Consider the following 22,158-nt stretch of genomic DNA (forward strand, 5'->3'; position numbering starts at 1 on the left):
TTCATCCATCGACGACATTCTGAGAATACTTAACCTTGAGCGAATTACTAGCCACATTCAGCGACACACTGGAAACCACCCTGCCCGTCTTTGCCATGGTTTTTCTGGGTATGGGGCTGCGCCGACTCGGCTGGATTGACCAGAATTTCATTGCAACAGCATCGGCGCTAGTGTTCAAGGCTACGCTACCGACGCTTGTTTTTCTCGCCATCATTAAGGCCGACCTAAGCGCTACTCTGAACGCCAACATGATTTTTTTCTACTTGGCGGCCACCCTCGGTAGTTTTCTTGCCGCTTGGCTATGGGCCATTAACCGTGCGCCCAGAGACGACCGCGGAGTTTACGTTCAGGGTGCGTTTCGGGGCAACTGTGGCATTGTCGGATTGGCGCTCGCGGCTAATCTATACGGCGATTACGGCCTCTCGGCCGGGGGCCTGTTACTCGGCCTGGTTATCATTTCGTACAACGTTCTGTCAGTGGTTGTGTTGCTCGCCTACCAACCGGGCAAACAAATGAATGCGGCGACCACGCTACGGGATATTGTCCGAAACCCATTGATCATCGCCGTTGTCGTCGCCGTCCCCTTCGCCGGATTAAAGGTGGCGCTGCCGGACTGGATCATGACCAGCGGTAACTACTTTGCCTCGCTCACCTTGCCTCTCGCTTTGCTTTGCATTGGCGGCGCCGTATCGTTGAAAGCCATTCGCAATGACAGCGGGCCTGCGCTAGGGGCGGCCATGTGGAAGATGGTGACACTGCCAGTTGCCTGCACATTTGCAGCCTGGTTATTGGGATTCGAAGGCCGGGAGTTGGGGCTGATGTTCCTGTTCTTTGCAAGCCCCACCGCAGCGGCCAGCTTTGTCATGGTGAAGGCGCTCGGAGGCAACGACCGTATGGCGGCCAACATCATCGCCCTGACCACTTTGTTGGCGAGCGTGACGGTAACGATGGGCGTGTTCGTTTTACAAATAGCCGGCTTGGGTTGAACTAACCCAGTTTTGAAGACACAAACAAAAAACCCCAGCATTTCTGCTGGGGTTTAATTTGGCGGAGAGGGAGGGATTCGAACCCTCGATACGCTATTAACGTATACACACTTTCCAGGCGTGCGCCTTCAGCCACTCGGCCACCTCTCCAATAAACTGTTTCAAATCAGCGAACTCGCCGCTCATTTGAGGGCGCAAACTTTAATAGTTTTGGCGGCGTTTGGCAACCGTATCTGCACATTTCTCTGAAAATTTATTTCCGGGCCGACGATACCCCCTATTATCCCGCTATTTTCGCTATGCTTAATCACTAACGCCCACCCTTTCCGGAGAAAACACCATGATGATGAAAGCCGAGCAATCCACCCTGTTACTCATCGATGTACAGGAAAAGCTGATGCCGGCGATTAGTCAGGGCGCGGAAGTCATTGATCGTTGTACGACATTGGCAATTATCGCAGGCCTACTTGAAGTGCCCGTGATTGGCACCGAGCAGTTGCCGGAAAAACTGGGCACGAATGTCGAGTCCATTCGTGAGCTGTGCAACACCACTGTTGGCAAAACACATTTCGATGCTTGCCCGGACGGTCTTATTAAGGAGCTTCCAGAAGGCCGCCAGCACATTATTGTCGGAGGGTGTGAAACCCACGTGTGTATGCTGCAAACCGCGTTAAGCTTGCTCGATGCCGGGTACAAAGTCTGGGTAGTGGCAGATGCCACAGGTTCACGCAATGACCTGGATCGTGATGTGGCCCTCGATCGTTTGCATCAAAGCGGCGCACGAATTGTTACCACTGAAATGGTCGCCTTTGAATGGATGGGGCACTGTAAGCACCCCCACTTCCGCGACATTCAAGAGCTGATCAAATAACGTACAGAGAGCTTTGATACCGCCACTAGAATAATCGAACGGCAACCCGGAAGATCAAGCCGCTGCTATTTTTTCCGATACACGATGCCGGGCTGGCACTGCACCATCTCGTACAGCTCCGGCATGCCATTCAGGGACTCCGACGCCCCAAGAATCAAGTAGCCACCGGGGTTCAACGCTCCGTGCAGGCGCGTCAGGATGTCTTTTTTCGATTCTGCAGAAAAATAAATCAACACGTTACGACAAAGAATGATATCGAACTTACCAAACATATAGCGCTCGAGCAGGTTCAGCTCTTTAAACTCCACCATGCGCTTGATTTGATCGTTAATCTGCCAGCCACCGTTCGCAGACGGCCTGAAGTAGCGTTTCTGGCGCTCTGGCGACAACCCACGCCCAATCGCAATCATTTCATATTCGCCCTTACGGGCCACTTCGAGAACACTTTTCGAGATGTCAGTCGCCATGATACGAACGTCTCGAAGTTTACCTGGGCGGGCCTGACGGAACTCGTCTAGCACCATCGAAACCGAGTACGGCTCCTGCCCCGTTGAGCACGCGGCAGACCAGATCCGAAGCGGCTGCAACGATTGCCGCTCCGCAAACTCTGGTAACAGTTTATCCTGCAGAATACGAAACGGATGATTATCCCGGAACCAAAGCGTCTCGTTGGTAGTCATGGCGTCGATCACGATTTCACGCAACCCCATGCGCCCGGAGCGCCGGAGCCTTTCCAAAAGCTCACCAAGCGAGCTCAGCCCGTTATCTTCCAGAATTCTGCGTAATCGACTTTTGACCAGATACTGCTTGTTGTCGCCCAGCAGAATGCCGCAGGCATCCTGCAAGAACGTTTTAAATTCTTCGTATTCCCGGGGCGTTATTTCCGCGTTCATTGCATCTCTATCATGGGTAAAACCATTAAACGGGGCATCAATCCTGACCGACCAATTCCATAACACGCTCAGCCAGCTCATCCGGGCTAAATTTTGCCATAAAGTCATCGGCACCCACTTTCTTCACCATGGCAAGATTGAAAACGCCACTGAGCGATGTATGCAGCATGACAAAAATATCTTTCAACACAGGATCTTCTTTGATTCGAGTGACCAGCGTATAGCCATCCATTTCGGGCATTTCTACATCAGAGATGATCAAAGACAAATGATCTCGAATGGAAGAGCCATCCTGAGTGAGACTTTGCAAATAGTTCAACGCCTGCCTGCCATCATTATGGGTAACCACTTCCATTCCAATGGCGGTCAAGCATCGGCTGATCTGGCGCCGCGCCACAGAGGAATCGTCCACGACCAATACGGGCAGATGACGCTTGGCACCAGCCGAACTGCGGCTCACTATCTCTTCGTTAACGTCTTCACGAAGCGGAGAAACTTCTGAAAGAATCTTCTCTACATCTATGATTTCTACTAGTTTTTCGTCAACTTTAGTGACTGCGGTCAGGTAGACATCTTTGCCCGCCCCTTTCGGCGGCGGCATAATGTCTTCCCAGTTCATGTTCAGAATCCGCTCCACACCAGACACCAAAAAGCCCTGGGTCTTTCGGTTGTACTCGGTGATGATGACGAAGCTGGTCGCGAGCTCCTCCTGGGGGACACCGGGCAATCCAATTGCCATGCTCATATCAACAATTGGAATGGTTTCTCCCCGTATATGGGAAACTCCACGCACAACCGCGCGACTGTTAGGAATGGACGACAGCTTCGGGCACTGCAATACTTCTTTTACTTTGAAAACGTTAATGCCATACACCTGTCGGCCGCGAAGCCGAAACAGCAAAAGCTCGAGTCGATTTTGGCCGACCAGCTGGGTGCGCTGATTAACGCTTTGCAGTACCCCTGTCATGTCGTTCTACTCCTGAAGTGCCTGCTCGGCACTGATTTTGCTTGATAGCACCAAGGCCATGATTTCAGATTTAGCATAACGGCCAAAAGCCCATATTCTTAACTTTTTTTATGGGCGACAGTCTTACCGACAGCATAGGACAAAGCACCTCAAATGCGTACCCTCATTTTATTTACGCTGGCGCTAATTTTCAGTTTGCCGGCACGTGCCGAGCCAGCCACGACCGCCGATGATATTCGCGAAATGGCAGAGCGTTTCCTACAAACATGGGCGGACGACCAAAGGGAACGCAACCGACGCATTGAATACCAAATCGGTAACGTGGACAGGCGATTAAAACTGGCGCCATGCGAGGGTGAACCCAAGCTGGAGTTCGCAAGCGACCCTCTGCGAACACCCAGCCCGTCAATGCTTATCAGTTGTGCGGGCAAACGTCCTTGGCGAATGTACGTAACGGCCTCTGTCGAAGCCTACGGCCCGGCCATCGTTGCCGCGCGCCCACTGACCCGGGGGGAGCGGTTATCCAGCGCGGCATTAACCACGAGCGAAGTTCAGCTGAACGCCAGCCGCCGAGGCACGCTCACCGACATGAGCAATATTCAGGGCATGATGGTTCGACGCCCTGTGAAAACAGGCACCGTGCTGACACCAGACTTGCTGGAAGCTCCAGATGCCATTGAGCGAGGCGACCATGTTATTATTTTAGCCCGAACCGGTTCTTTTTCGGTGAGTTCCCGCGGTAAGGCTCTTGGCAACGCGAGTATCGGAGAGCAGGTATTGGTTGAAAACCTTCGTTCCGAGAGAACCGTCAAAGCAACGGTGGTCGCCCCGGGACGCGTCGAGATTCCTATGCAATAACACTCGGGGAATCCGGGCGGAAAATTTTTTCCTTAATAGACTAAAGTCCGGCAACAGTTTGCCGTTAACCAGATATAAACCCGATTCCGCCACTGTCAGATGTGGCCCCAGGCAAGTAGGTAACTTTATGTCAGTTGACTTAAATGGAATTGGCCCAGGCCAGGTCAACACCACCAGAACCCAGGCCGACAAATCGTCGAGCAGCGCGCCGTCACCAGCAGCCGATCAGGCAAAAGCGCAAAGTCCGGCCGCCCGCGGCGAAAACGTGAGTCTCAGCAATCAGGCAAAAAACCTGAAACAGCTTGAGGAAAAGCTCGGCGATTACCCGGAAATGGACGACGATCGTATTGCGGAAATCCGTTCTGCACTGGATAACGGCACCTACAAAATCGACGCAGAAAAACTGGCCCAGAAAATGCTTGAGATGGATGAAAGCATTTTTGGGTGAGTAGAGTATGGCCGCTATCGATGAGTTGAAGACCCTTCTTAGTGAAGACATCCGCCAGCTGGAAGTTCTGGCGGATCTTCTCCTTCGGGAGAAAGAGGCACTGGCCTCGGCAGACATCAGCCCGCTCCAAACGCTCACGGAAGAAAAGAATCAGATTCTTGGAACGATCCGTGAAAGGGCTCGGCAGAAAATTCACCTTCTCGTCGATATGGGTTTCCGCCCTGACGCCGGCGAGCCCTCACGCTTTATTCGCGCAGCTGAAATGGACGACTTGTACCATCTCTGGAAAACCGCCGATCAAAAGCTTAGGGAATGCCAATCACTGAATCAGAACAACGGAAGAGTGGTCGGGCACCTGCAGAAACGACTCGCGCGGGTAACCGACATCTTCCGGGGCGCTTCCAGTCAGCAAAAGCTGTATGGGGCTCAAGGCCAGCAAACCAATGTTTCAAGCAGCACTGTTTTTGCCAGCGCCTGATGCTTACTAGCAAACAAAAATGCCCGGTTATCAACCGGGCATTTTTGTTTTGGTCGCCATTAACCTGTTAGCGAGTATAAATGGTCATGCTCGAAGCAGGATGAAAACGAATATCCTGAATACTCACACTGCCCATCGATGCACCATTGCCGCCCGCCACCCGGATATTGTCCATTCGTATTTCTTCAATACGTTCAGGCAATGCCAAGGTGATCGCACCGTCATCCCGGATTGAATACCGTTCTTCACCTTCTCGGTATTTGACGCCCGAGATGGTTAGATCTGAATCAAGGAAGCTTAATACCGGCACGAACACGTTTGCCGCCAGCCGCACACCTTCAACGGCATCCAGCCCCGCTTCATCGGCACTGCCACCATCCGCATCCGCGGCGTTCGCCGGCATGGCAGCTACTTTTTCAATACGGTCCAGCAACCCGATATTGCGTTGCCCTGATACTGCCGCCATTTCATCGTCCGTCAAAGGCGCGAATCCGTGACCTTCGTACAACTGCCCTGCACTGGCTAACACGCCTGCTTCGTCACTGTCTGTCGTTGTAGACGCAAATGACACTAAGGGCTGAAAAGGCAATGCCACCATCGTTACCAGCGCGGCCGTATTGCGGTATCGAATTTGGTGCTTCAACACCCGAATCAAATCTTTTTCCGTGATGCGGCCAGAGGCAACCAAAACCTCGCCAAGACGCTGCCCGGATGTGCGCTGAAGGGTCAGTGCATCTTCAAGATCCGCCTCAGTTAAATACCCGCGATTGATCAGCAACCGACCAAGCCGTGATTTTTCTTCAAATCCTTTTTGGATTTTCACTCGTGTTCTCCTGTGTTCGCCATGAACACCGTACAACCAGGCCCGGCATTGTGATTTAGTGCAACCTTTAGCAAGCGTAGCCGAGGACGGCCCGGCTTGCTGTTTGCTTTTGCTCTTATCGGCGTAAGGATCTGTTAATATCGTTAGTTGCTTTGTAGCAAACATGATTATGTCAGCTATTCCGACACTCACTGAAACAAAGGGCAGCCTTTAAATGACAAACTTCGTAAAACAACAATTTCTTGTGATTTATGCCGCATTGTTAATTATGTCGGCGTTAGTGTTCTCCGGCGCTGCACATGCCGATGCCAACCAAGATTTGCCTAAAGTACGCTTCGTCACGTCCGAAGGTGCATTTGAACTTCTTTTACGCCCCGACGTTGCACCAAAAACAGTCGAAAACTTCCTCGGCTATGTCGAAGACGGATTCTACGACAACACCATTTTTCATCGCGTGATTGCCGGCTTCATGATCCAGGGCGGCGGATTTACCGCAGATATGAGCCGAAAACCCACGAAAGCTCCCATCGTGAACGAAGGCAGCCAAACCCTCCCCAACCTGCGCGGCACCATTGCCATGGCCCGCACCAACAATCCGGACTCCGCCACCTCACAGTTCTTTATCAATGTCGTCGATAACGACTTTCTTAACGCGGGCGTGCGCGGAGCTGGCTACGCGGTTTTCGGGAAGGTGACCGAGGGCATGGGTGTGGTCGATAAAATTGCCTCTGTGCAGACAGGGCGCCAACAAGGTATGGGTGATGTTCCTTTGTCACCCGTGACGATAAAAAGTGTGACCAAGGTTTCTACCGAAGACTAATGGCTAGATTTGAAGCCCTCAAACCGCCGGCCACAGAGCCGGCGGAATTAATTTGGCAAGACGGCATTCCTGAATCCACCCGCTTCGGCGATGTGTACTTCAATCGTGGCGATGGCCTGTCTGAAACACGGCATGTATTTATAGAGCCGAATAATCTGTCTGAGCGTTTCAGGGAACTGCCGAGCCATGGCCACTTTGTGATTGGGGAAACCGGGTTCGGTTCTGGCCTTAGTTTTCTGACAAGCTGGGCAGAATGGAAAGTTGTCGCAGATACCCACAATCACTCGGTGCTGCACTTTGTTTCATTTGAACGCTATCCACTGACTCGCGACGAGCTAGAACGGGCTCTGTTGCGCTGGCCTGAACTCGCTCCGCTTGCGGAAGAATTAATAAGCCAATACCCGCCTCTGATGAAAGGCGTTCACCGCTTGGTGTTCGAGGGCGGACGGGTCAGACTTACTCTTTTTTTCGGAGAGCTCCAAAACGGGCTGAACCAACTACCGTTTACTGCGGATGCCTGGTTTCTAGATGGTTTCGACCCTCAATACAACCCGGACATGTGGTCTGATGAGGTTATTCGGTTAATCCGGAGCCATAGCGTGCCGGGGACAACCTTCTCGACATTTACCGCCGTTGGCCGAGTTCGGCGCGCCCTTGAGGCCGCAGGGTTCGAGGTCGAAAAACGCCCGGGCTTCGGTCGTAAACGTGAAATGCTCGCTGGCACCATAAGTATTGAGGCCGAGCTATCCCCCGCGGAGACCATCCACAGTGATCCAGTGGCCATCATTGGCGCGGGTATTGCCGGAACACTATTAGCGCGAAACCTGGCTGAACGAGGCATTCCCGTATTACTGATCGACAAAGCCGCCAATCCTGGCTCCGCGGCATCCGGTAACGCTCAGGGCGCACTCTATGCAAAGCTCGGGATCGAGTACAACGCGCAAGCTGAATTGGCAGCAACCGCCCTGAGTTTCAGTCAACGTTATTATCGCCCTTGGAAAGGTGTTTTTTGGCACCCCACAGGCTTGTTACAGCTGGCTACGACTGAAAAAGAGGCAGAACGCCAACGTAAATTTTGCGAACAAAATCAGTATCCCACAGAGTTTCTGACGCCTGTGAGCGCTGCTCAAGCTGCGGACCTTGCTGGCATCGATATCCCAATGAACGGGCTATGGTTTCCAAAATCAGGCTGGCTTGAACCCGCCAAAGCCTGCGAGCGACTTTCCGGACACCCGCTGATCACCACCCTGTTTAACGTTGAGGTTCAGAATATCGAGCGACTCGAAACGGGCTGGTCACTCCAGAGCGCGGATGGTCAAAGCCTACGAGTCTCAAGGTTGGTCATCGCTTGTGGTCACCAAACTGCGGAGATTGCACCTGTGACAGGCAAACTGCGGTTGAAGCCGATTCGTGGTCAAGTGACCTATTTACCAGAGGCCACCGTTAACCCGCCCGCCACCGTCATCTGTGGCTCCAAATACTTAAATCCGGTCGGCCAAGGGCATGCAACCATAGGCGCCACATTCGACATCAGGAACGACAACCCTAACGTTACCGCCGAAGGCCATCAGCAGAATCTGGACGAACTCTTACGTATGTTGCCCGACCTTCCGGTCACGCAAGTGCCTGCAGTTGAAACCCTGCAGGGTCGCGTCGCGTTTCGATGCACGACCCATGACTATCAACCGGTCGCTGGGGAACTGCTCACGGAATCCGGCGACAAAGTAGAAGACGCGTACCTGTTTACCGGTCTCGGTAGTAAAGGGCTGGTATGGGGGCCTTTGCTTGCGGAGTATCTTGCGGACAAATTGACGGGGCAGCCGGCTTGTCTGCCAACTCATCTCACCCGGCGCATTGATACACTTCGCCTTTATCCAAAGCGAGAGCTTTAGCGGCGAACCAATAGCGCTGAAGTTTTCAGGGAAAATGCCGATAAACGTTTAATAAGGCGCACACGGATACGGTGCAGCGGTCACTAAAGGTGTAGTTATGTCGATTCATGTCAGTGAACCCGGCCGTCCCATCGGCACTCGACTTCCGGAGATCTTCCGGAATCGTACTGTGGGTGACGTTACCGAGCTTGAGGCTTCCAGCGCGCTTTCGAACACCCACAACGAAGCTACCGACGCGGAATTCCAACAGGCTGCGAACAGTGGCCGACACCGGGCATTGCAGCAATACGGAGCGGTTGCGGCTGGAGAGCGCAAGGAAGAGCGGGTGTATCTTCCTGTTTCAGAGATTGCATCACCGGCCCAGTATATGGTTCCGGCGACAGCGACCATGAGCCAGGCGTTTGCCGTCATGGAAGATAATGCCGTACACCATCTAGTGGTGTTATCGGACGATAATATCGCGGGGCTCATCGACTTCAGATGGCTGCTTACCTGGATACACGAAAATCCCAAGGAAGCGGACACTCAAAGCCTGTTAAACGTCGAGTTACCTGCGTTTCTGACGGCCTTTCCCGAAACCGATGCCCACCAACTTGCCCGATTGATGCTTGCCCACCGCCTGAATGCGGCGCTAATCGTTGATGCCAATAGTGGCCGCCCGTCCGGCATTGTCACTAGCACCGATTATTTAAAGCTTTACGCCAGTGCAAGCCAACAAGAGGGAGCCGTTTAGGCTCCCCCTGATTACCTGCTAGGGTGCAACGGGCGTCAGCAACCGGCCTTCAGGGCTGAACACAAGAAGCTGTCGCTCACCGGCTACATCGACCAGAGACATCACTTCATCATCGCGATAATTCACCATATCCAGGAACGACATATCTCTCGGGATCTGAGTGTTCCAATTACGGTACGCCAGGCTATCTTCTGAGCTTCGGCGAGCGAGAATACCATCGTTACTGGTTGCCACGGCCCCATCTTCATCCAACTGCCCATCGGTATTGCCCGCCAGCACAATATCACCATCAAATAGCAGGCTTTGTGTGAGCGTTTCTGACGAGGCGTCGGCATAATCATTGACCTGATAAACAAACCGGGGCTCCCCATTTCCCGTCAGCCCCCAAACGAAACCGGCCTGACTGTTTTGATTGCGACTGCGGGTCAGCTCGTTGTCTTCGTCTTCCACTTCTGTGACTGCGTAGCTAATCCCACCTGAATCACCCACCAGCCAGAGCAACCCCGAAGCGTAAATCCCATGGCGTAAAATCTCTGAGGCATCCGCACCAACCTGCACCACGTTAAGCTTGGTGTTTGCGCGGCCGGTGGCAAAGAAAGGCCCGGTTGTACTGGTTCCGTTCAAGGTCATTGGTGCCTGACCAAACAGAACCGGCGCTGAAGCGCTCAAATCGCCTGCCGCCAATTGGTCATCAGCACCGGAACCAACGATCCGCACCGCTTGCTCTTTGGGCGCGCCGGCGTCATCTTCAATTTCGACCAAAAACACATCAGTGCCACCGGTATTATTCTGGTCACTCCAGCTTCCCGCGGTATTCCCTGCCAGAACCACAAGGGGCTTTGATCGATCGGCGCTCAAGCCGACCCATCGTACAAAATCGTCTTCACTTGAACCCGTTTCATAGGCAGTGCCCCAAACCGGTAGATAGTCTGAACCATCGAACCGGTATAAGTTTGCAAATACGTCTTGGCCGCCTTTGCTTCCGGGTGCCGAGTAACCCACCGCCAACTCCTGATATGTCACTCTCGGGGTTGCGGTACTATCAACTCGTTCAGCAACGCTAATATGAATGTCTGTATTAGTCACTGCCGCAGCAACCGTCACGGTGTCCAGCAACATTCCAGCCTGATCGTAGATGCGAACTTCCGCATCTGTATCGGTGTACCCCGCTACAAACAATCGACTGGCATGACCTAGCGCTATATCAGTTGGCGTAAAGTCGGTAAAAGTTTGCGCTGTGATCAGGCGATTCAAATTTACCCGAAGCAGGCTGTCGCTGACCGCTCTCGCATAGCCTTGGCGCCCTGCCTGATAGGCATCATCTACCGCCAGGTTTAGAAACAGGTCATCATAGCCGTCGTCTGCTGACAGACTGTATGCCTTGCCACGAATACCAAATTCGATCTCGTCCTGCTCCTCGGGAAAGACAAGCTCAGTCACTGGCGACCCATCGACATCGACAATTTCAAAATGGGTATCCTTTTGGGCCCCTGAGCCTTTACTCTGTTCGGCAAAACGAACCATCACCGGGCCGTCCCGCTCACCGGTCAATAGCGCCTTATAGATCGTGGGTGCCGCGTTATCATCAGCGTTGATCGCGTCCTTTGCTCCGCCCTTCATCGTTTGTACAGTCACCACGGGCTCGTTATCAAGAATGGTGATTCCCGCACGAGTGCCCGTATTCTTCGCCCCTAGCGAAGCAATGCCTTCACGCACTTCGGTCAAACGAATGAAAGCCAACTCACTAGGTTCAGGAATGCGGTCGTCCACTACCTCCAAAGGGATGTAGCATTCGGTGATACCGGGCTCGAAGGTAAGTACGCCTCGGTCGTAAACATTGGCGTTGTTCTGTTGGTAAGTAATGTAGGTAAGCGGCTTACCTTCTTTGTCCACCGCTTTATCGGATGCAGAGCCGAGCACGACAATGTCCTGGCCGACAATCGCCCGTCCGGTATTGGAGGTGCCGTATTCGCATTTTTGATGCGGCGCGCTAACACCTGCATCGCAGTTTTCCGGATCGAAGTCGCTATCCAGCTCAAAGGCAACGTGGATGCGAGTAACCGAAGGCTTTTCCAGAGTTACCTTGGCGTAGGTGCGGTAGGTCGTACTGTCGACTGGAACGGTTTCCTCGAAAGCTCCATCATCTTGGTACGTATTCAAGTCGAAAGAGTGCTTTCCGGGGGTGCTTAAGTCCGGCACGGCGCAGGCGCTGGTATTCGGCTTCTGTGCGACGTTGGCGGCCTCCCCCTCTGTGAATTCATCCACTTCAATCGACATCACGTTGGGCTTTACTTCAATATCGAATGGCTGGAAGCCGGCCATTTTGCCGTCAGTCGTGACGATTTCGATATTGGTGGTTTTGCCGAGATCCGCATCACCGCGGTTTCCCCCGGAAAGACCGGGTACGCCACGCATAATAATGCCTTGCCTAGCTTTGTTTGAGGTGTCTTCCAGAGCAAGCCAGGAGGGGGCATTCACCAGCGAGTAATCGAGGATGTCCTCACCGCCATAAGCACCCCAATTGTAGTAATACTCAACACCAAGATAGGCCGTCGGCGCCGGGGAACCGAGTAAGGTAGGCTGGTCGGGATCTTTTTCGGTTTTGCAGCCAGCAGCAACCAAGGCGATAAGTGCAACGCCGGCCAAGCGGCCAGCCAGACAGGTACGGGAAGACAAATCGGCACGCATGCAAAAATCCGTTTCTTGACGTTGTTGTTAGGACGGTGGCCGGGTTTGCGCTCATAGAGCCCGCTTACACACCGTTACAGATCAACGTCATGGTAGCCAATTTGCCCAAGGCAGGACCTGCGCGAGTTCTCAGATTCACCCGGCAGGCAAGTGATCAGATTTCAACGCCATGTTCGTTCAAAAAGGCCAGAAGCGCCTCTTCATCAAGCACCTTTACGCCGAGCTGTTCGGCTTTGGCGAGTTTTGAACCGGCCGCTTCACCGGCGACCACACACGCGGTTTTTTTGGAGACACTACCCGCCACTTTTGCGCCCAAGCCTTCCAGCTTGCCTTTCGCCTGATCTCGTGTCATCTGTGACAAAGTACCCGTCAGGACCCAGGTTTCACCCGCCAACGGCTGCTCATCGGCGGAGGCCAGCTGCTCTTCTTGCCAGACCACCCCCGCTTCTTTGAGCGCTTCAAGTGTTTCCTGGTTGTGAGGCTGATCGAAAAAGCTGCGAATATGGCCGGCCACTATCGGACCGACATCCGGCACCTGCTGGAGCGCCTCTTCAGTCGCTTCAGAAATGGCTTCCAATGTCCCGAAGTAGGCCGCTAACGATTTGGCTGTGGCCTCACCGACTTCCCGAATACCCAGCGCATACAGGAACTTCCACAATACCGGGTTACGCGAACGGTCAATCGCGGCAACAAGGTTACTGGCCGATTTATCGCCCATGCGCTCGAGACTGGATATCTGAAACTTGGTTAGGCGATAAAGATCAGCAACGGTGGCGACCATACCCTCGTCAACCAACACCTCAATCAACCGGTCACCCAAGCCTTCGATATCCAGTGCTTTGCGGGAAGCGTAGTGGCGGATGGCCTCTTTACGCTGAGCAGGGCAATAGAGCCCTCCGGAACAGCGCGCCACGGCCTCCCCTTCAATTTGAACAATGTCCGAATCGCACACCGGGCAGTGTGCCGGCATCACGACTCTTTCAGCGTTTTCGGGGCGCTTCTCGGGCACGACTTTAACAACTTGCGGAATAACATCTCCGGCCCGGCGGATAAATACCGTGTCACCAATGTGCACATCGAGCCGCCGTACTTCATCCATGTTGTGAAGCGTGGCATTAGAAACCGTCACACCGCCTACGAAGACAGGCTTCAAGCGCGCAACCGGGGTGACTGCACCCGTGCGCCCCACTTGAAATTCAACGCCTTCAATAATCGTGAGCTCTTCCTGAGCCGGAAATTTCTGGGCAATGGCCCACCTGGGGGCACGGGACACAAAGCCGAGCTGCTTTTGCAGATCCAGCCGGTTCACTTTGAACACAATGCCGTCAATCTCGTAGGGTAAGCTAGCCCGCTTGTTCATCAAGTCGTTGTATGCTTCAAGGCAAGCCGTTGCCCCGATCGCCAAACGCATCTCAGGGTTGATTCGAAAACCCCAGTCTTTCACCAACTGCAAGCTATCCCAGTGCGTAGCCGGTAGCTCGGCCTCATCCAAAACCGCCATGCTGTATGCACACATTTCTAATGGCCGCTTGGCGGTGACCGTCGATTTCTTTTGCCGCAAGCTGCCGGCTGCTGCGTTACGAGGGTTTACGAAGGTTTTCTCGCCTTGCTCCGCCAGCCCCTTGTTGAGCTTTTCAAATCCGGCTTTAGGCATATAAACCTCACCCCTCACCTCCACGAGATCAGGGTAATCCTTTCCACGCAACTGAAGAGGGACCGACGGGATGGTTCGAATGTTGGCGGTGATGTCTTCGCCGGTCGTTCCATCTCCTCGCGTTGCTGCGCGAGTAAGCAAGCCTTTCTCGTAATGCAGACTTACAGCCAGCCCGTCGAGCTTGGGCTCACACACGTATTCAATGGGCTCTTCAGCCTCGAGCCGGTCTCGCACCCGACGGTCGAACTCCTGTAACTCTTCCTCACTGAAGGCATTGTCCAGCGAAAGCATCGGTACACGATGGACAACCTCGGCAAAACTGGTATCGGCCGCACTGCCGACTCTACGCGTGGGTGAATCGTCCGAGGCGAGCTTGGGGTGCTCGATTTCTAATGCCTGTAGCTCCCGAAATAAGCGGTCGTATTCCGCATCAGGGATTTGGGGATCATCCAGCACGTAGTACTGGTAGTTGTGATCGTGGAGCGCAGCGCGTAGCTCTTCTACGCGCTGCAGCACTTCTGAAGGGATCTGTGTCATCAGGTGGGTGTCCTGGTTAAGCGTTACACCCGGTGGAAACGCTGTTTACGTTCGAATTCACGGATGCGCTGCCGACAATGCTCAATGGTCTGTGGCGTCATCACACTGCGGCGTTCGTCTTTAAGTTCGCCACCCATGTTGCGAACGACACACTGGGCAGTTTCGAGCATAAATTCAAAAGCTTGCAGCGCATTGGTTGGGCCAGGCAAACTCATGAAAAAACTGATGCCCGGGGTGCTGAGTGCAGGCATTTCTTCCGGCCGGAAGGTGCCCGGCTCTACCGCGCTGGCAACACTGAACTGGACTGGCGTAGTGGTATCACTACCTTCGTGACGGTGATAGATGTCCAGATCACCGAATTCCAAACCACACGCTTCGAATAATTTCTTCAGGATCACACCTTCAAACGGCTTGTCTTGCGGTGAAAGCACGTTGATCACCAAAACTTCCTTCGCTTCCGGTCGGTTTGCGCCGGCCAAAGGTCGGTTGGCATCGCGCTGAGCGACCTGTCGGTTTGCAGTATCTTCCTGAACGTCAGTAACCGTCACTTCATCATCTTGAGTGGTTTCCGCAGCATACGAAGCCACTTCGTCTTCTGAAGGTGTAGCACCCACATCCGCAACATCGACAGGTTCTGTTTCGTTCAGACGAGAGGGTTGTTTCGGCTCTTCCGGGGTATAAGCATCTTCACGTTCAGCACCCCATCCAGACTCAGGTGCGAAATCGTTATCATCATCTGCGGAACTCAACGGCTCCGAATGATCCGATTTCAGATAGCCCTGCTCTTCCAGCGTTCCTCGGGAGACAATGCGCGCACCACCGTTAGGCAACTCAGGATTAAAGTCCGAGTCTAGGGGCGAGTCGTCCAGCTCATCCAAGCCCATTCCGGATGATATCGCGATGGATTCTTTCCGGGCACGGTGCATTCTTCGGATACCGTCAACGACGATTCCGATAATAACCAGGGTACCTATGGCAATTAACCATTCCCTAAGTGACATAATTCTGCTGTCCTGTTGGCAATTTGCAACGTTGTTACTCTAAGAAAAGCCCGTAGCGAATACAACGCACACTGGGCCCAGATGGCCGTATTGTCATGGTTGGTGACTTTTCCACCAACCCTAGGCTTCAGCCAAAGCCGCCGCCTCGTCTACATCCACAGTTACCAGCCGGGAACAGCCGGGTTCGTGCATGGTAACCCCCATGAGCTGATCGGCCATTTCCATGGCAATCTTGTTATGGGTAATGTAGATAAATTGTACCTGTTTGGACATTTCTTTCACCAGATTTGCGTAACGCCCTACGTTGGCATCATCCAAAGGTGCATCCACTTCGTCCAGCATACAAAACGGCGCAGGGTTTAACTGGAAGATCGAGAATACCAGCGCAATGGCCGTCAGCGCCTTTTCACCACCCGACAGCAAGTGAATGGTGCTGTTCTTCTTACCGGGCGGCCGCGCCATGATGGCAACGCCGGTTTCCAGAAGATCATCGCTGGTCAGCTCCAGATAGGCGCTACCACCGCCAAATACCTTCGGGAACAACGCCTGCAAACCGCCATTAACCTGATCAAAGGTTTCCCTGAAGCGTTGCCGGGTTTCCCTGTCTATCTTGCGAATGGCGTTATCCAGGGTTTCCAACGCTTCCATCAGGTCATCGTTTTGCTCGTCCAGATAGTTTTTACGCTCACTCTGGACCTGATACTCCTCAATGGCCGCCAGGTTAATGGCACCCAAACGCTGAATGCGGTTACCGATCTTGGTCAGTTCTTCCGCCCAAACCTTTTCATCAGCGTCTTCCGGCAACTCGCCAAGCACTTCCTGCAACTTCACACCCAGCTCTGTGAGCTGTTCGATGTGGTTGCCCGAACGGATTTCAAGTGCTTGAGACTCCATTTTAAGCTTCTCGAGATTTGCTCGCACGTCTTGAACAACGTGATCTGTGCGGCTTCGGCCCTGCTCTCGGTCCCGAACTTCTTTGTCGATATCTTCCAAGGCGTCTCTGGCAGCGCTCAGCTTTTCTTCTTCCGCCAAGCGTCTTTCCAGCAACCCTTCCAATTGCAGCTTGAGACCCTCAATGGGCTCCTCTGAACCTTCCCGGGTTTCCCGTAACACCTCGAGACGCTCTTCAAGGCGTTCTTTTTGCAGCTGCATCCGGTCAATGGTTTGCTTCAGCGCATCACGCTGGCTATGCAGGGTTTGCAGCTGAAGCTGCAACTGGTGAGCATGATCGCGGTCGTGGCGAGCATCTTGGCGCAATCGATCAAGGTTTTCGCGAAGCGTATCCCGCTGTTCGAGCAAGCGCTCCTTCTCTTCATCGCTGTCTTCGCTCGAAGCCAATGCCATATCCCATTCTTCTTTGGCTTCCTGAAGCTGAATCTGCTGTTCTTCCAAATGGCCGCTCACGTCTTCAATATCATCGTGAATGCGTGCAATCCGGGCGTCAATCTGTTCAGCCCTCGCCCTAAGACCACTTACCTGTGAGGACAAGCCTGACAATTCCCGCTGAACCTCACTTAAACGGCCCTGGGCATCTTCCCGAGCGGTTTCAGCGCGTTCGCCCTTCTCTTGCAGCTGCTCCAGTTGAGCATTTGCCAACTCCAGCTTCTGCTCGGCTTCAGCCAATTGGAGCTGAAGTTCATCTACCTTTTTCTGCCGTTCAATAACGCCAATCTGACCGGCGTCTGAATCAGGCATCAACACCCAATCCCGGCCGACCCAGACGCCCTCGGGCGTGATCACACTTTGGTTGACATCCAGACGCGCGCGGCGAGCCAATGCATCGGCAGTGGAGTTCGCCGTATCGATATGGCTGACCAAATTCTCAATAGCCCCAAGCCCGCTGACCTTTGAAGCCAGCCCGGACGCTGCAGCGTTACCCGGCGTTTGCCGAGCCACGACCGCTACCCCTTTGGGCGCATGGGCCATCACATCGTCAAGGTTCTCAAGCCCTGGTAAAGCCAGGCCTTGAGTAAAGCGGCCAATGACCTGCTCTACCGCAAATTCCCAGCCACTTTCAATATTGAGCTGAGCGGCCACGCGAGGGGCATCTGAAAAACCTTGTTCGGCAAGCCATGCTTGCAGGGCATCATCCTGACCGCCCAATTGTTCATGCAAGAGAGCTTGCTGGGATTCAAGCGATGCACGAAGACTTTGCACTTGCTGACGGTGGCTCGATGCCTGTTCTTCAGCTTCTTTCAGGCGTTGGCGGGCCTGATAAACATCGTCCTGCAGCATCTCGATTTGCTCAGACGCTTCTTCCCTTTGAAGCTCCAAGGTTTCCTGCTGCTCGAGTAATTCTTCGAGTGCAGACCGATCCAGCTGGCTCTCCAGGATGGCCTGCTCGTCTTTCAATTTTTGATGGCGGTTTTTCAGCTGGGCAATAGCGTCGTCCAACGAGCGAATCCGCGATTGGGCCAGCTCCGCCTGACGGCGCGCATCGGATGAGCGCGTGCTGAACTCATCCCAGCGATGCTGCCAATCTGCCATGGCTTCTTCAGCCAGTTGCAGTTTCTCGCTCGACTCTTCAGAGCGCATAGCCAGCGCTTCTTGCTCGGGCTCAATCATGCTGAGCTCTTCAAGAATGCTCGCGAGCTTATCTTCATCCTGTTCGAGTTCGCGCTGAATTTCGCGCTGATTAGACACCGCCTGATCCAGCTCTATGGATGCTTGGCGGCTCCGATCTCGGTGATGTTCAAGACTTTGTTCGATGCGGGCGATGTCGGCACCGGCCTCGTAGTATTTAGCCTGCGCGCGATTAAAATGCTCAGTGCGCTCGTGATGGGCCTCACGCAGGGATTCCAGCGAAGTTTCGAGATTAACCCGTTCTGTTAGTAGCTTTTCTAACTCTAACTCGGTATCTCGAATCTTCTCTCGCCAGGTTTGCAAATCGTTGTCGAGAGCCTTCCAACGCAGAACGGTTAACTCGGCCTTCTTTTGCCGTTCTTCGAGTTTATACGCCTTATACTTCTCAGCCGCAGCCGCTTGACGCTCCAAGTGCTGCAACTGGCGGCCCAACTCTTCCCTCAAATCCGTTAAACGCTCAAGGTTTTCCTGGGTTCGTTTAATCCGGTTTTCGGTCTCTCGGCGACGCTCTTTGTATTTGGAAATGCCCGCGGCTTCCTCAATGTAAACCCGCAGCTCTTCAGGCTTGGCTTCGATCAGGCGGGAAATCATGCCCTGTTCGATGATCGCGTAGCTGCGAGGCCCAAGCCCGGTTCCCAGGAAAAGGTCAGTTATATCGCGGCGACGGCACTTGGAACCGTTGAGAAAATATTCAGACTGACCTTCGCGGGAAACCCGGCGTTTCACCGAAATCTCATTGAATTTAACGAACTCGCCGGGCGCTTTTCCGGCATCGTTATCAAAAACAAGTTCGATGGATGCCTGACCCACGGGCTTGCGTGCGGTAGAACCGTTGAAAATGACATCTGACATAGATTCTCCGCGCAAGTACTTGGCGGAGCTTTCGCCCATTACCCAGCGCACAGCATCAATAATGTTCGACTTACCACAACCGTTCGGACCAACCACCGCGGTAAGATTGGTTGGAAACGGCACAGTTGTGGGATCGACAAACGATTTGAAGCCGGCCAGTTTAATGGACTTAAGCCTCATATCAGGCGTTCTCCTCCATGAGAATAGTCAGAATCTGTTTTCGTTGGTGTTCGCCGTATTGCTCAATAACCTGCTGAAGCCCGGCGGCATCTGCCTGCATGGCGGCATCGGCCAGCTTCTGAAATAAAGGTGCGGTTTCTGTCGTTTCACTCGGCCGGTTCTCAAGCACCATGTAATAGGTTCGGCTAATGGCTGGTCGGAAATTTTCGAGGGTTTCCTGCAAGAACGGATTTTCGACCATGCCACAAGCATTTCGGACGATGTCGAAACCCGCCTCGATAACACCCTCTGGGTCATTACCCAAGGGAGTCAAAGCGCCCAGTAGCGAGCCATGGTTACGGAACTGCTCCGCCAGGCCACTGAGTTCATGCCCGGACCAGCGCTCAAGCACTTTTCGCCCGAGCATACACAAAAGATCAATATAAATATCATACAGAGCATTCACCGAGCTGATGGTCATCTCTGAAACCACCGCCCCCCTTCTCGGGTATATCTCCACTAGATGACGACGCTCGAGAATCAGCAAGGCCTCGCGTACAGAACCGCGGCTAACATTTAGGTCACCGGCTACTTTAAGCTCCTGGATGCGCTCACCGGGTTTAAGGCTTCGGACGACAATACGCTGACCTATGTGCTGGGCTATTTGCTCAGACAGACTCTCTGGGGCCTCGAATCTCATGCTAAAACTGCTCACCTGTAACGTTTGCTTTCAAGCGCGGAAGTTTATCACAGGCTTTCAAGCGCCCCACACCCTTGTCGGACATTTTGATTTCAAGGGCATCCAAATCGGCAAAATTCTGCCGAAACATTGACACAAACATCGCCTCAGCCCGTCGCTACGGCAAAATCCGTTTGTATCTGTCTGGTTTCACTGCACAAATCCAAAGTGGCATTAAAAATGCTTAGGTGCTGTTAACTTTATTTTCCGGAACGAGCGAGCGCCCGTGAAGAACCTGACATCCATTCAGTCCTCAAAATCCAAACCTGCCAAACTGGCAGCTCTGAGACAGGCATATCAGGCATGGAGCCAAGAGCCGGACCCCCTTGCGCGGCTGACAAAAAGACTCTCGACAACGCTCTCGCTTGAGAACCAACTGGAGATAATCGCTGAGGAAATCTCTGCATCGATTCCCTTCGATTCGATGCAATACCGTCATCGAATTGCTCGCCAGGATTTTGTGTTTTCTACCGGTGTCGGCGGCCCGCATCGTTGCGAGTACCGTTTGTCTCTGGAAGGCAATCATTACGGCATACTGACTTTCCATCGGCGCCATAAATTCAGCGATGACGAACTGTCCGGCTTTGAGATGATGCTGTCAGCTATCATCTGTCCGTTACGCAATGCCTGCCAATTCATTGCCATTGAGCAGGCAGCATTGACTGACTCGCTGACCGGCATTGGAAACAAACGTGCTCTGCAAGAAGAGCTTACTCGGGCCAGCTCACTTTCCGACCGGCTTGATGCACCCTGCACATTGATTTTATGCGATCTGGATCATTTCAAACGTATTAATGACAATCATGGTCACGTGGTGGGTGACCACATATTGTCGAAAGCCGCAGAAAAGATAGAGCGAGCGATACGAAATTCGGATTCCGTGTACCGCTTTGGCGGGGAAGAATTTGCGGTATTGTTGCCGCACACGGATATACAGGAAGCAAAAACGGTTGCGGAGCGGATCCGCGGGGCGCTGGAAAGCATCCGAGTGGACGGCGGCGAAACGCCGATTACGGTAACCGGCAGTTGTGGCATCGCAGCTCATCTAGCTAACGAACAAACCGAACAATGGCTGGTACGCGCCGATGAGGCTCTGTATCAAGCGAAGGCCTGCGGCCGCAATTGCAGCCGCGTATTTGCCTCTATCCCATGATACTGCCAGGGTTAGTTACCCCGGTTGTTTCGCGCTGGACGTGAGGCCCCAGCGGTTTTCTTTTTCGTGTCCCGCTTGGCTTTTGGCTGGCCTGCGTCGCTAACCTGCCAACTGCCACGCTTGGATTTTTGCACGGATCGACCGGGGCTCTTGCGCATTTTTCGGTCATGCTCAGCCTGCTCACCCGGCGTTTTCTGGGGCACCGGAACCGATTGCAATTCCACAGTCCGGCTGAGTAAATCGACCGCTTTCTGATCCAACTCTTCCCACTTACCCAAGGACAAACGGCTCGGCAAGAAGATGGGGCCATAGCGAACCCGCTTCAGCCTGCTCACACGGACACCTTGGGATTCCCAAAGACGACGCACTTCGCGGTTACGCCCCTCGAGCAAAGTGACATGGAACCATTTGTTCATGCCGCTGCCGCCGGCTTCCGAAATATCGGAGAATTGGGCCATGCCATCTTCCAGCAATACACCATCCAGCAAACGCTGGATCATGGCTTCATCCACTTCACCAAAGACCCGCACCGCGTATTCCCGGTCGATCTGGCGAGAAGGATGCATCAACCGGTTTGCCAACTCACCATCGGTGGTGAACAACACCAAACCGGTGGTGTTCAAATCCAAACGCCCGATCGAGATCCAGCGCTGATCTTTTAAACGCGGCAAACGGTCAAAGACCGTAGGCCGGCCTTCCGGATCTTTTCGGGTGGTTACTTCACCTTCTGGCTTGTTGTAAATCAGAACCCGGCGAACAACCTGGCCGGCTGAAGAAACATCCAGTTTTTTTCCGTCCAGCTCGAAGGTGTCTTCTATCGTCGCCTTCTGGCCGGGCACCGCTGGCTGGCCGTTAACCAACAAGCGGCCTGTGTCCATCCAACCTTCAATTTCCCGGCGTGAACCGACTCCAGCACGGGCCAAAAGCTTCTGAATGCGCTCGGGGCCTTCGGTCAATGATTTATCACCCGCTGCGGCTCTCTTGCCTGCACGTGGTTTTCCGGGGCTAGGTGCCGCCATGTAT

At 53.5% G+C, this 22,158-nt stretch carries 19 protein-coding genes and 1 tRNA gene; 9 read left to right on the forward strand and 11 right to left on the reverse strand.

The window, feature by feature from the left end:
• Positions 1–35 precede the first annotated feature (35 nt).
• Positions 36–986, forward strand: a complete 951-nt coding sequence (locus DOQ08_RS13595; RefSeq protein WP_165823672.1) for an AEC family transporter — start codon at positions 36–38, stop codon at positions 984–986.
• A gap of 59 nt (positions 987–1,045) precedes the next feature.
• Here the strand turns inward: DOQ08_RS13595 and DOQ08_RS13600 are convergent.
• Positions 1,046–1,136 (reverse strand) — tRNA-Ser (locus DOQ08_RS13600).
• A 190-nt stretch (positions 1,137–1,326) separates the two neighbouring features.
• Between DOQ08_RS13600 and DOQ08_RS13605 the strand changes: the two genes are divergently transcribed.
• Positions 1,327–1,857, forward strand: a complete 531-nt coding sequence (locus DOQ08_RS13605) for an isochorismatase family protein (protein ID WP_114335539.1) — start codon at positions 1,327–1,329, stop codon at positions 1,855–1,857.
• A 65-nt stretch (positions 1,858–1,922) separates the two neighbouring features.
• Here the strand turns inward: DOQ08_RS13605 and DOQ08_RS13610 are convergent, their stop codons facing one another.
• Entirely contained in the window at positions 1,923–2,750 is an 828-nt protein-coding gene (locus DOQ08_RS13610; protein ID WP_114335540.1) for a CheR family methyltransferase, read from the reverse strand.
• 37 nt (positions 2,751–2,787) lie between these two features.
• Positions 2,788–3,717: a chemotaxis protein CheV gene (locus DOQ08_RS13615; protein ID WP_114335541.1), complete on the reverse strand. Its 930-nt coding sequence runs from the start codon at positions 3,715–3,717 to the stop codon at positions 2,788–2,790.
• Between the two features lie 153 nt (positions 3,718–3,870).
• On the opposite strand from DOQ08_RS13615, the gene flgA reads away from it, so the two are divergent.
• The 3 genes from flgA (at position 3,871) to DOQ08_RS13630 (ending at position 5,501) form a co-directional block, all read left to right on the forward strand.
• Complete coding sequence (flgA, locus tag DOQ08_RS13620; protein ID WP_114335542.1) at positions 3,871–4,575, forward strand: flagellar basal body P-ring formation chaperone FlgA; 705 nt, start codon at positions 3,871–3,873, stop codon at positions 4,573–4,575.
• Positions 4,576–4,702: 127 nt separating this feature from the next.
• Entirely contained in the window at positions 4,703–5,023 is a 321-nt protein-coding gene (gene flgM / locus DOQ08_RS13625; RefSeq protein ID WP_114335543.1) for a flagellar biosynthesis anti-sigma factor FlgM, read from the forward strand.
• Positions 5,024–5,030: 7 nt separating this feature from the next.
• A complete protein-coding gene (locus tag DOQ08_RS13630; protein WP_114335544.1) occupies positions 5,031–5,501 on the forward strand; it encodes a flagella synthesis protein FlgN in 471 nt (156 codons plus the stop codon).
• Positions 5,502–5,568: 67 nt separating this feature from the next.
• On the opposite strand, the gene DOQ08_RS13635 is transcribed toward DOQ08_RS13630, so the two are convergent.
• Entirely contained in the window at positions 5,569–6,324 is a 756-nt protein-coding gene (locus tag DOQ08_RS13635; RefSeq protein ID WP_114335545.1) for a pilus assembly protein PilB, read from the reverse strand.
• A gap of 214 nt (positions 6,325–6,538) precedes the next feature.
• Here DOQ08_RS13635 and DOQ08_RS13640 point away from each other — a divergent pair, with 214 nt between their 5' ends.
• The 3 genes from DOQ08_RS13640 to DOQ08_RS13650 all read left to right on the forward strand — a co-directional run bounded on the left by DOQ08_RS13640 (position 6,539) and on the right by DOQ08_RS13650 (position 9,769).
• Positions 6,539–7,144 carry a peptidylprolyl isomerase gene (locus DOQ08_RS13640; RefSeq protein ID WP_114335546.1) on the forward strand — a complete coding sequence of 202 codons (606 nt, stop codon included), beginning with the start codon at positions 6,539–6,541 and terminating at the stop codon, positions 7,142–7,144.
• Positions 7,144–9,036, forward strand: a complete 1,893-nt coding sequence (gene mnmC, locus DOQ08_RS13645) for a bifunctional tRNA (5-methylaminomethyl-2-thiouridine)(34)-methyltransferase MnmD/FAD-dependent 5-carboxymethylaminomethyl-2-thiouridine(34) oxidoreductase MnmC (RefSeq protein ID WP_114335547.1) — start codon at positions 7,144–7,146, stop codon at positions 9,034–9,036. The genes DOQ08_RS13640 and mnmC overlap by 1 nt, the downstream gene beginning before the upstream one ends.
• Before the next feature lie 97 nt (positions 9,037–9,133).
• On the forward strand, positions 9,134–9,769 hold the full coding sequence (locus DOQ08_RS13650; RefSeq protein ID WP_114335548.1) for a CBS domain-containing protein: 636 nt from the start codon (positions 9,134–9,136) through the stop codon (positions 9,767–9,769).
• An 18-nt stretch (positions 9,770–9,787) separates the two neighbouring features.
• Here DOQ08_RS13650 and DOQ08_RS13655 read toward each other — a convergent pair whose 3' ends face one another.
• From DOQ08_RS13655 to DOQ08_RS16155, 6 genes are all read right to left on the reverse strand, one after another.
• Complete coding sequence (locus DOQ08_RS13655) at positions 9,788–12,457, reverse strand: hypothetical protein (RefSeq protein ID WP_114335549.1); 2,670 nt, start codon at positions 12,455–12,457, stop codon at positions 9,788–9,790.
• Positions 12,458–12,611: 154 nt separating this feature from the next.
• Positions 12,612–14,648 carry an NAD-dependent DNA ligase LigA gene (gene ligA / locus DOQ08_RS13660; protein ID WP_114335550.1) on the reverse strand — a complete coding sequence of 679 codons (2,037 nt, stop codon included), beginning with the start codon at positions 14,646–14,648 and terminating at the stop codon, positions 12,612–12,614.
• Between the two features lie 23 nt (positions 14,649–14,671).
• Positions 14,672–15,649 (reverse strand): cell division protein ZipA, encoded by a 978-nt coding sequence (zipA, locus tag DOQ08_RS13665; RefSeq protein ID WP_114335551.1) that lies wholly within the window; start codon positions 15,647–15,649, stop codon positions 14,672–14,674.
• 120 nt (positions 15,650–15,769) lie between these two features.
• Positions 15,770–19,264, reverse strand: a complete 3,495-nt coding sequence (gene smc, locus DOQ08_RS13670; RefSeq protein WP_114335552.1) for a chromosome segregation protein SMC — start codon at positions 19,262–19,264, stop codon at positions 15,770–15,772.
• 1 nt (position 19,265) lies between these two features.
• Complete coding sequence (locus tag DOQ08_RS13675; RefSeq protein WP_114335553.1) at positions 19,266–19,943, reverse strand: GntR family transcriptional regulator; 678 nt, start codon at positions 19,941–19,943, stop codon at positions 19,266–19,268.
• A gap of 1 nt (position 19,944) precedes the next feature.
• On the reverse strand, positions 19,945–20,079 hold the full coding sequence (locus DOQ08_RS16155) for a hypothetical protein (RefSeq protein ID WP_264756368.1): 135 nt from the start codon (positions 20,077–20,079) through the stop codon (positions 19,945–19,947).
• Between the two features lie 129 nt (positions 20,080–20,208).
• Between DOQ08_RS16155 and DOQ08_RS13680 the strand changes: the two genes are divergently transcribed.
• Positions 20,209–21,135: a GGDEF domain-containing protein gene (locus DOQ08_RS13680; RefSeq protein ID WP_114335554.1), complete on the forward strand. Its 927-nt coding sequence runs from the start codon at positions 20,209–20,211 to the stop codon at positions 21,133–21,135.
• Positions 21,136–21,146: 11 nt separating this feature from the next.
• Here DOQ08_RS13680 and rluB read toward each other — a convergent pair whose 3' ends face one another.
• The gene (gene rluB, locus DOQ08_RS13685) at positions 21,147–22,154 is read right to left on the reverse strand and encodes a 23S rRNA pseudouridine(2605) synthase RluB (protein ID WP_114335555.1); all 1,008 of its coding nucleotides are present in this window, start codon (positions 22,152–22,154) and stop codon (positions 21,147–21,149) included.
• Between the last annotated feature and the right edge of the window lie 4 nt (positions 22,155–22,158).

Origin of the sequence: Marinobacter litoralis, from assembly GCF_003336705.1 — a bacterium.
GTDB lineage: Bacteria > Pseudomonadota > Gammaproteobacteria > Pseudomonadales > Oleiphilaceae > Marinobacter > Marinobacter litoralis.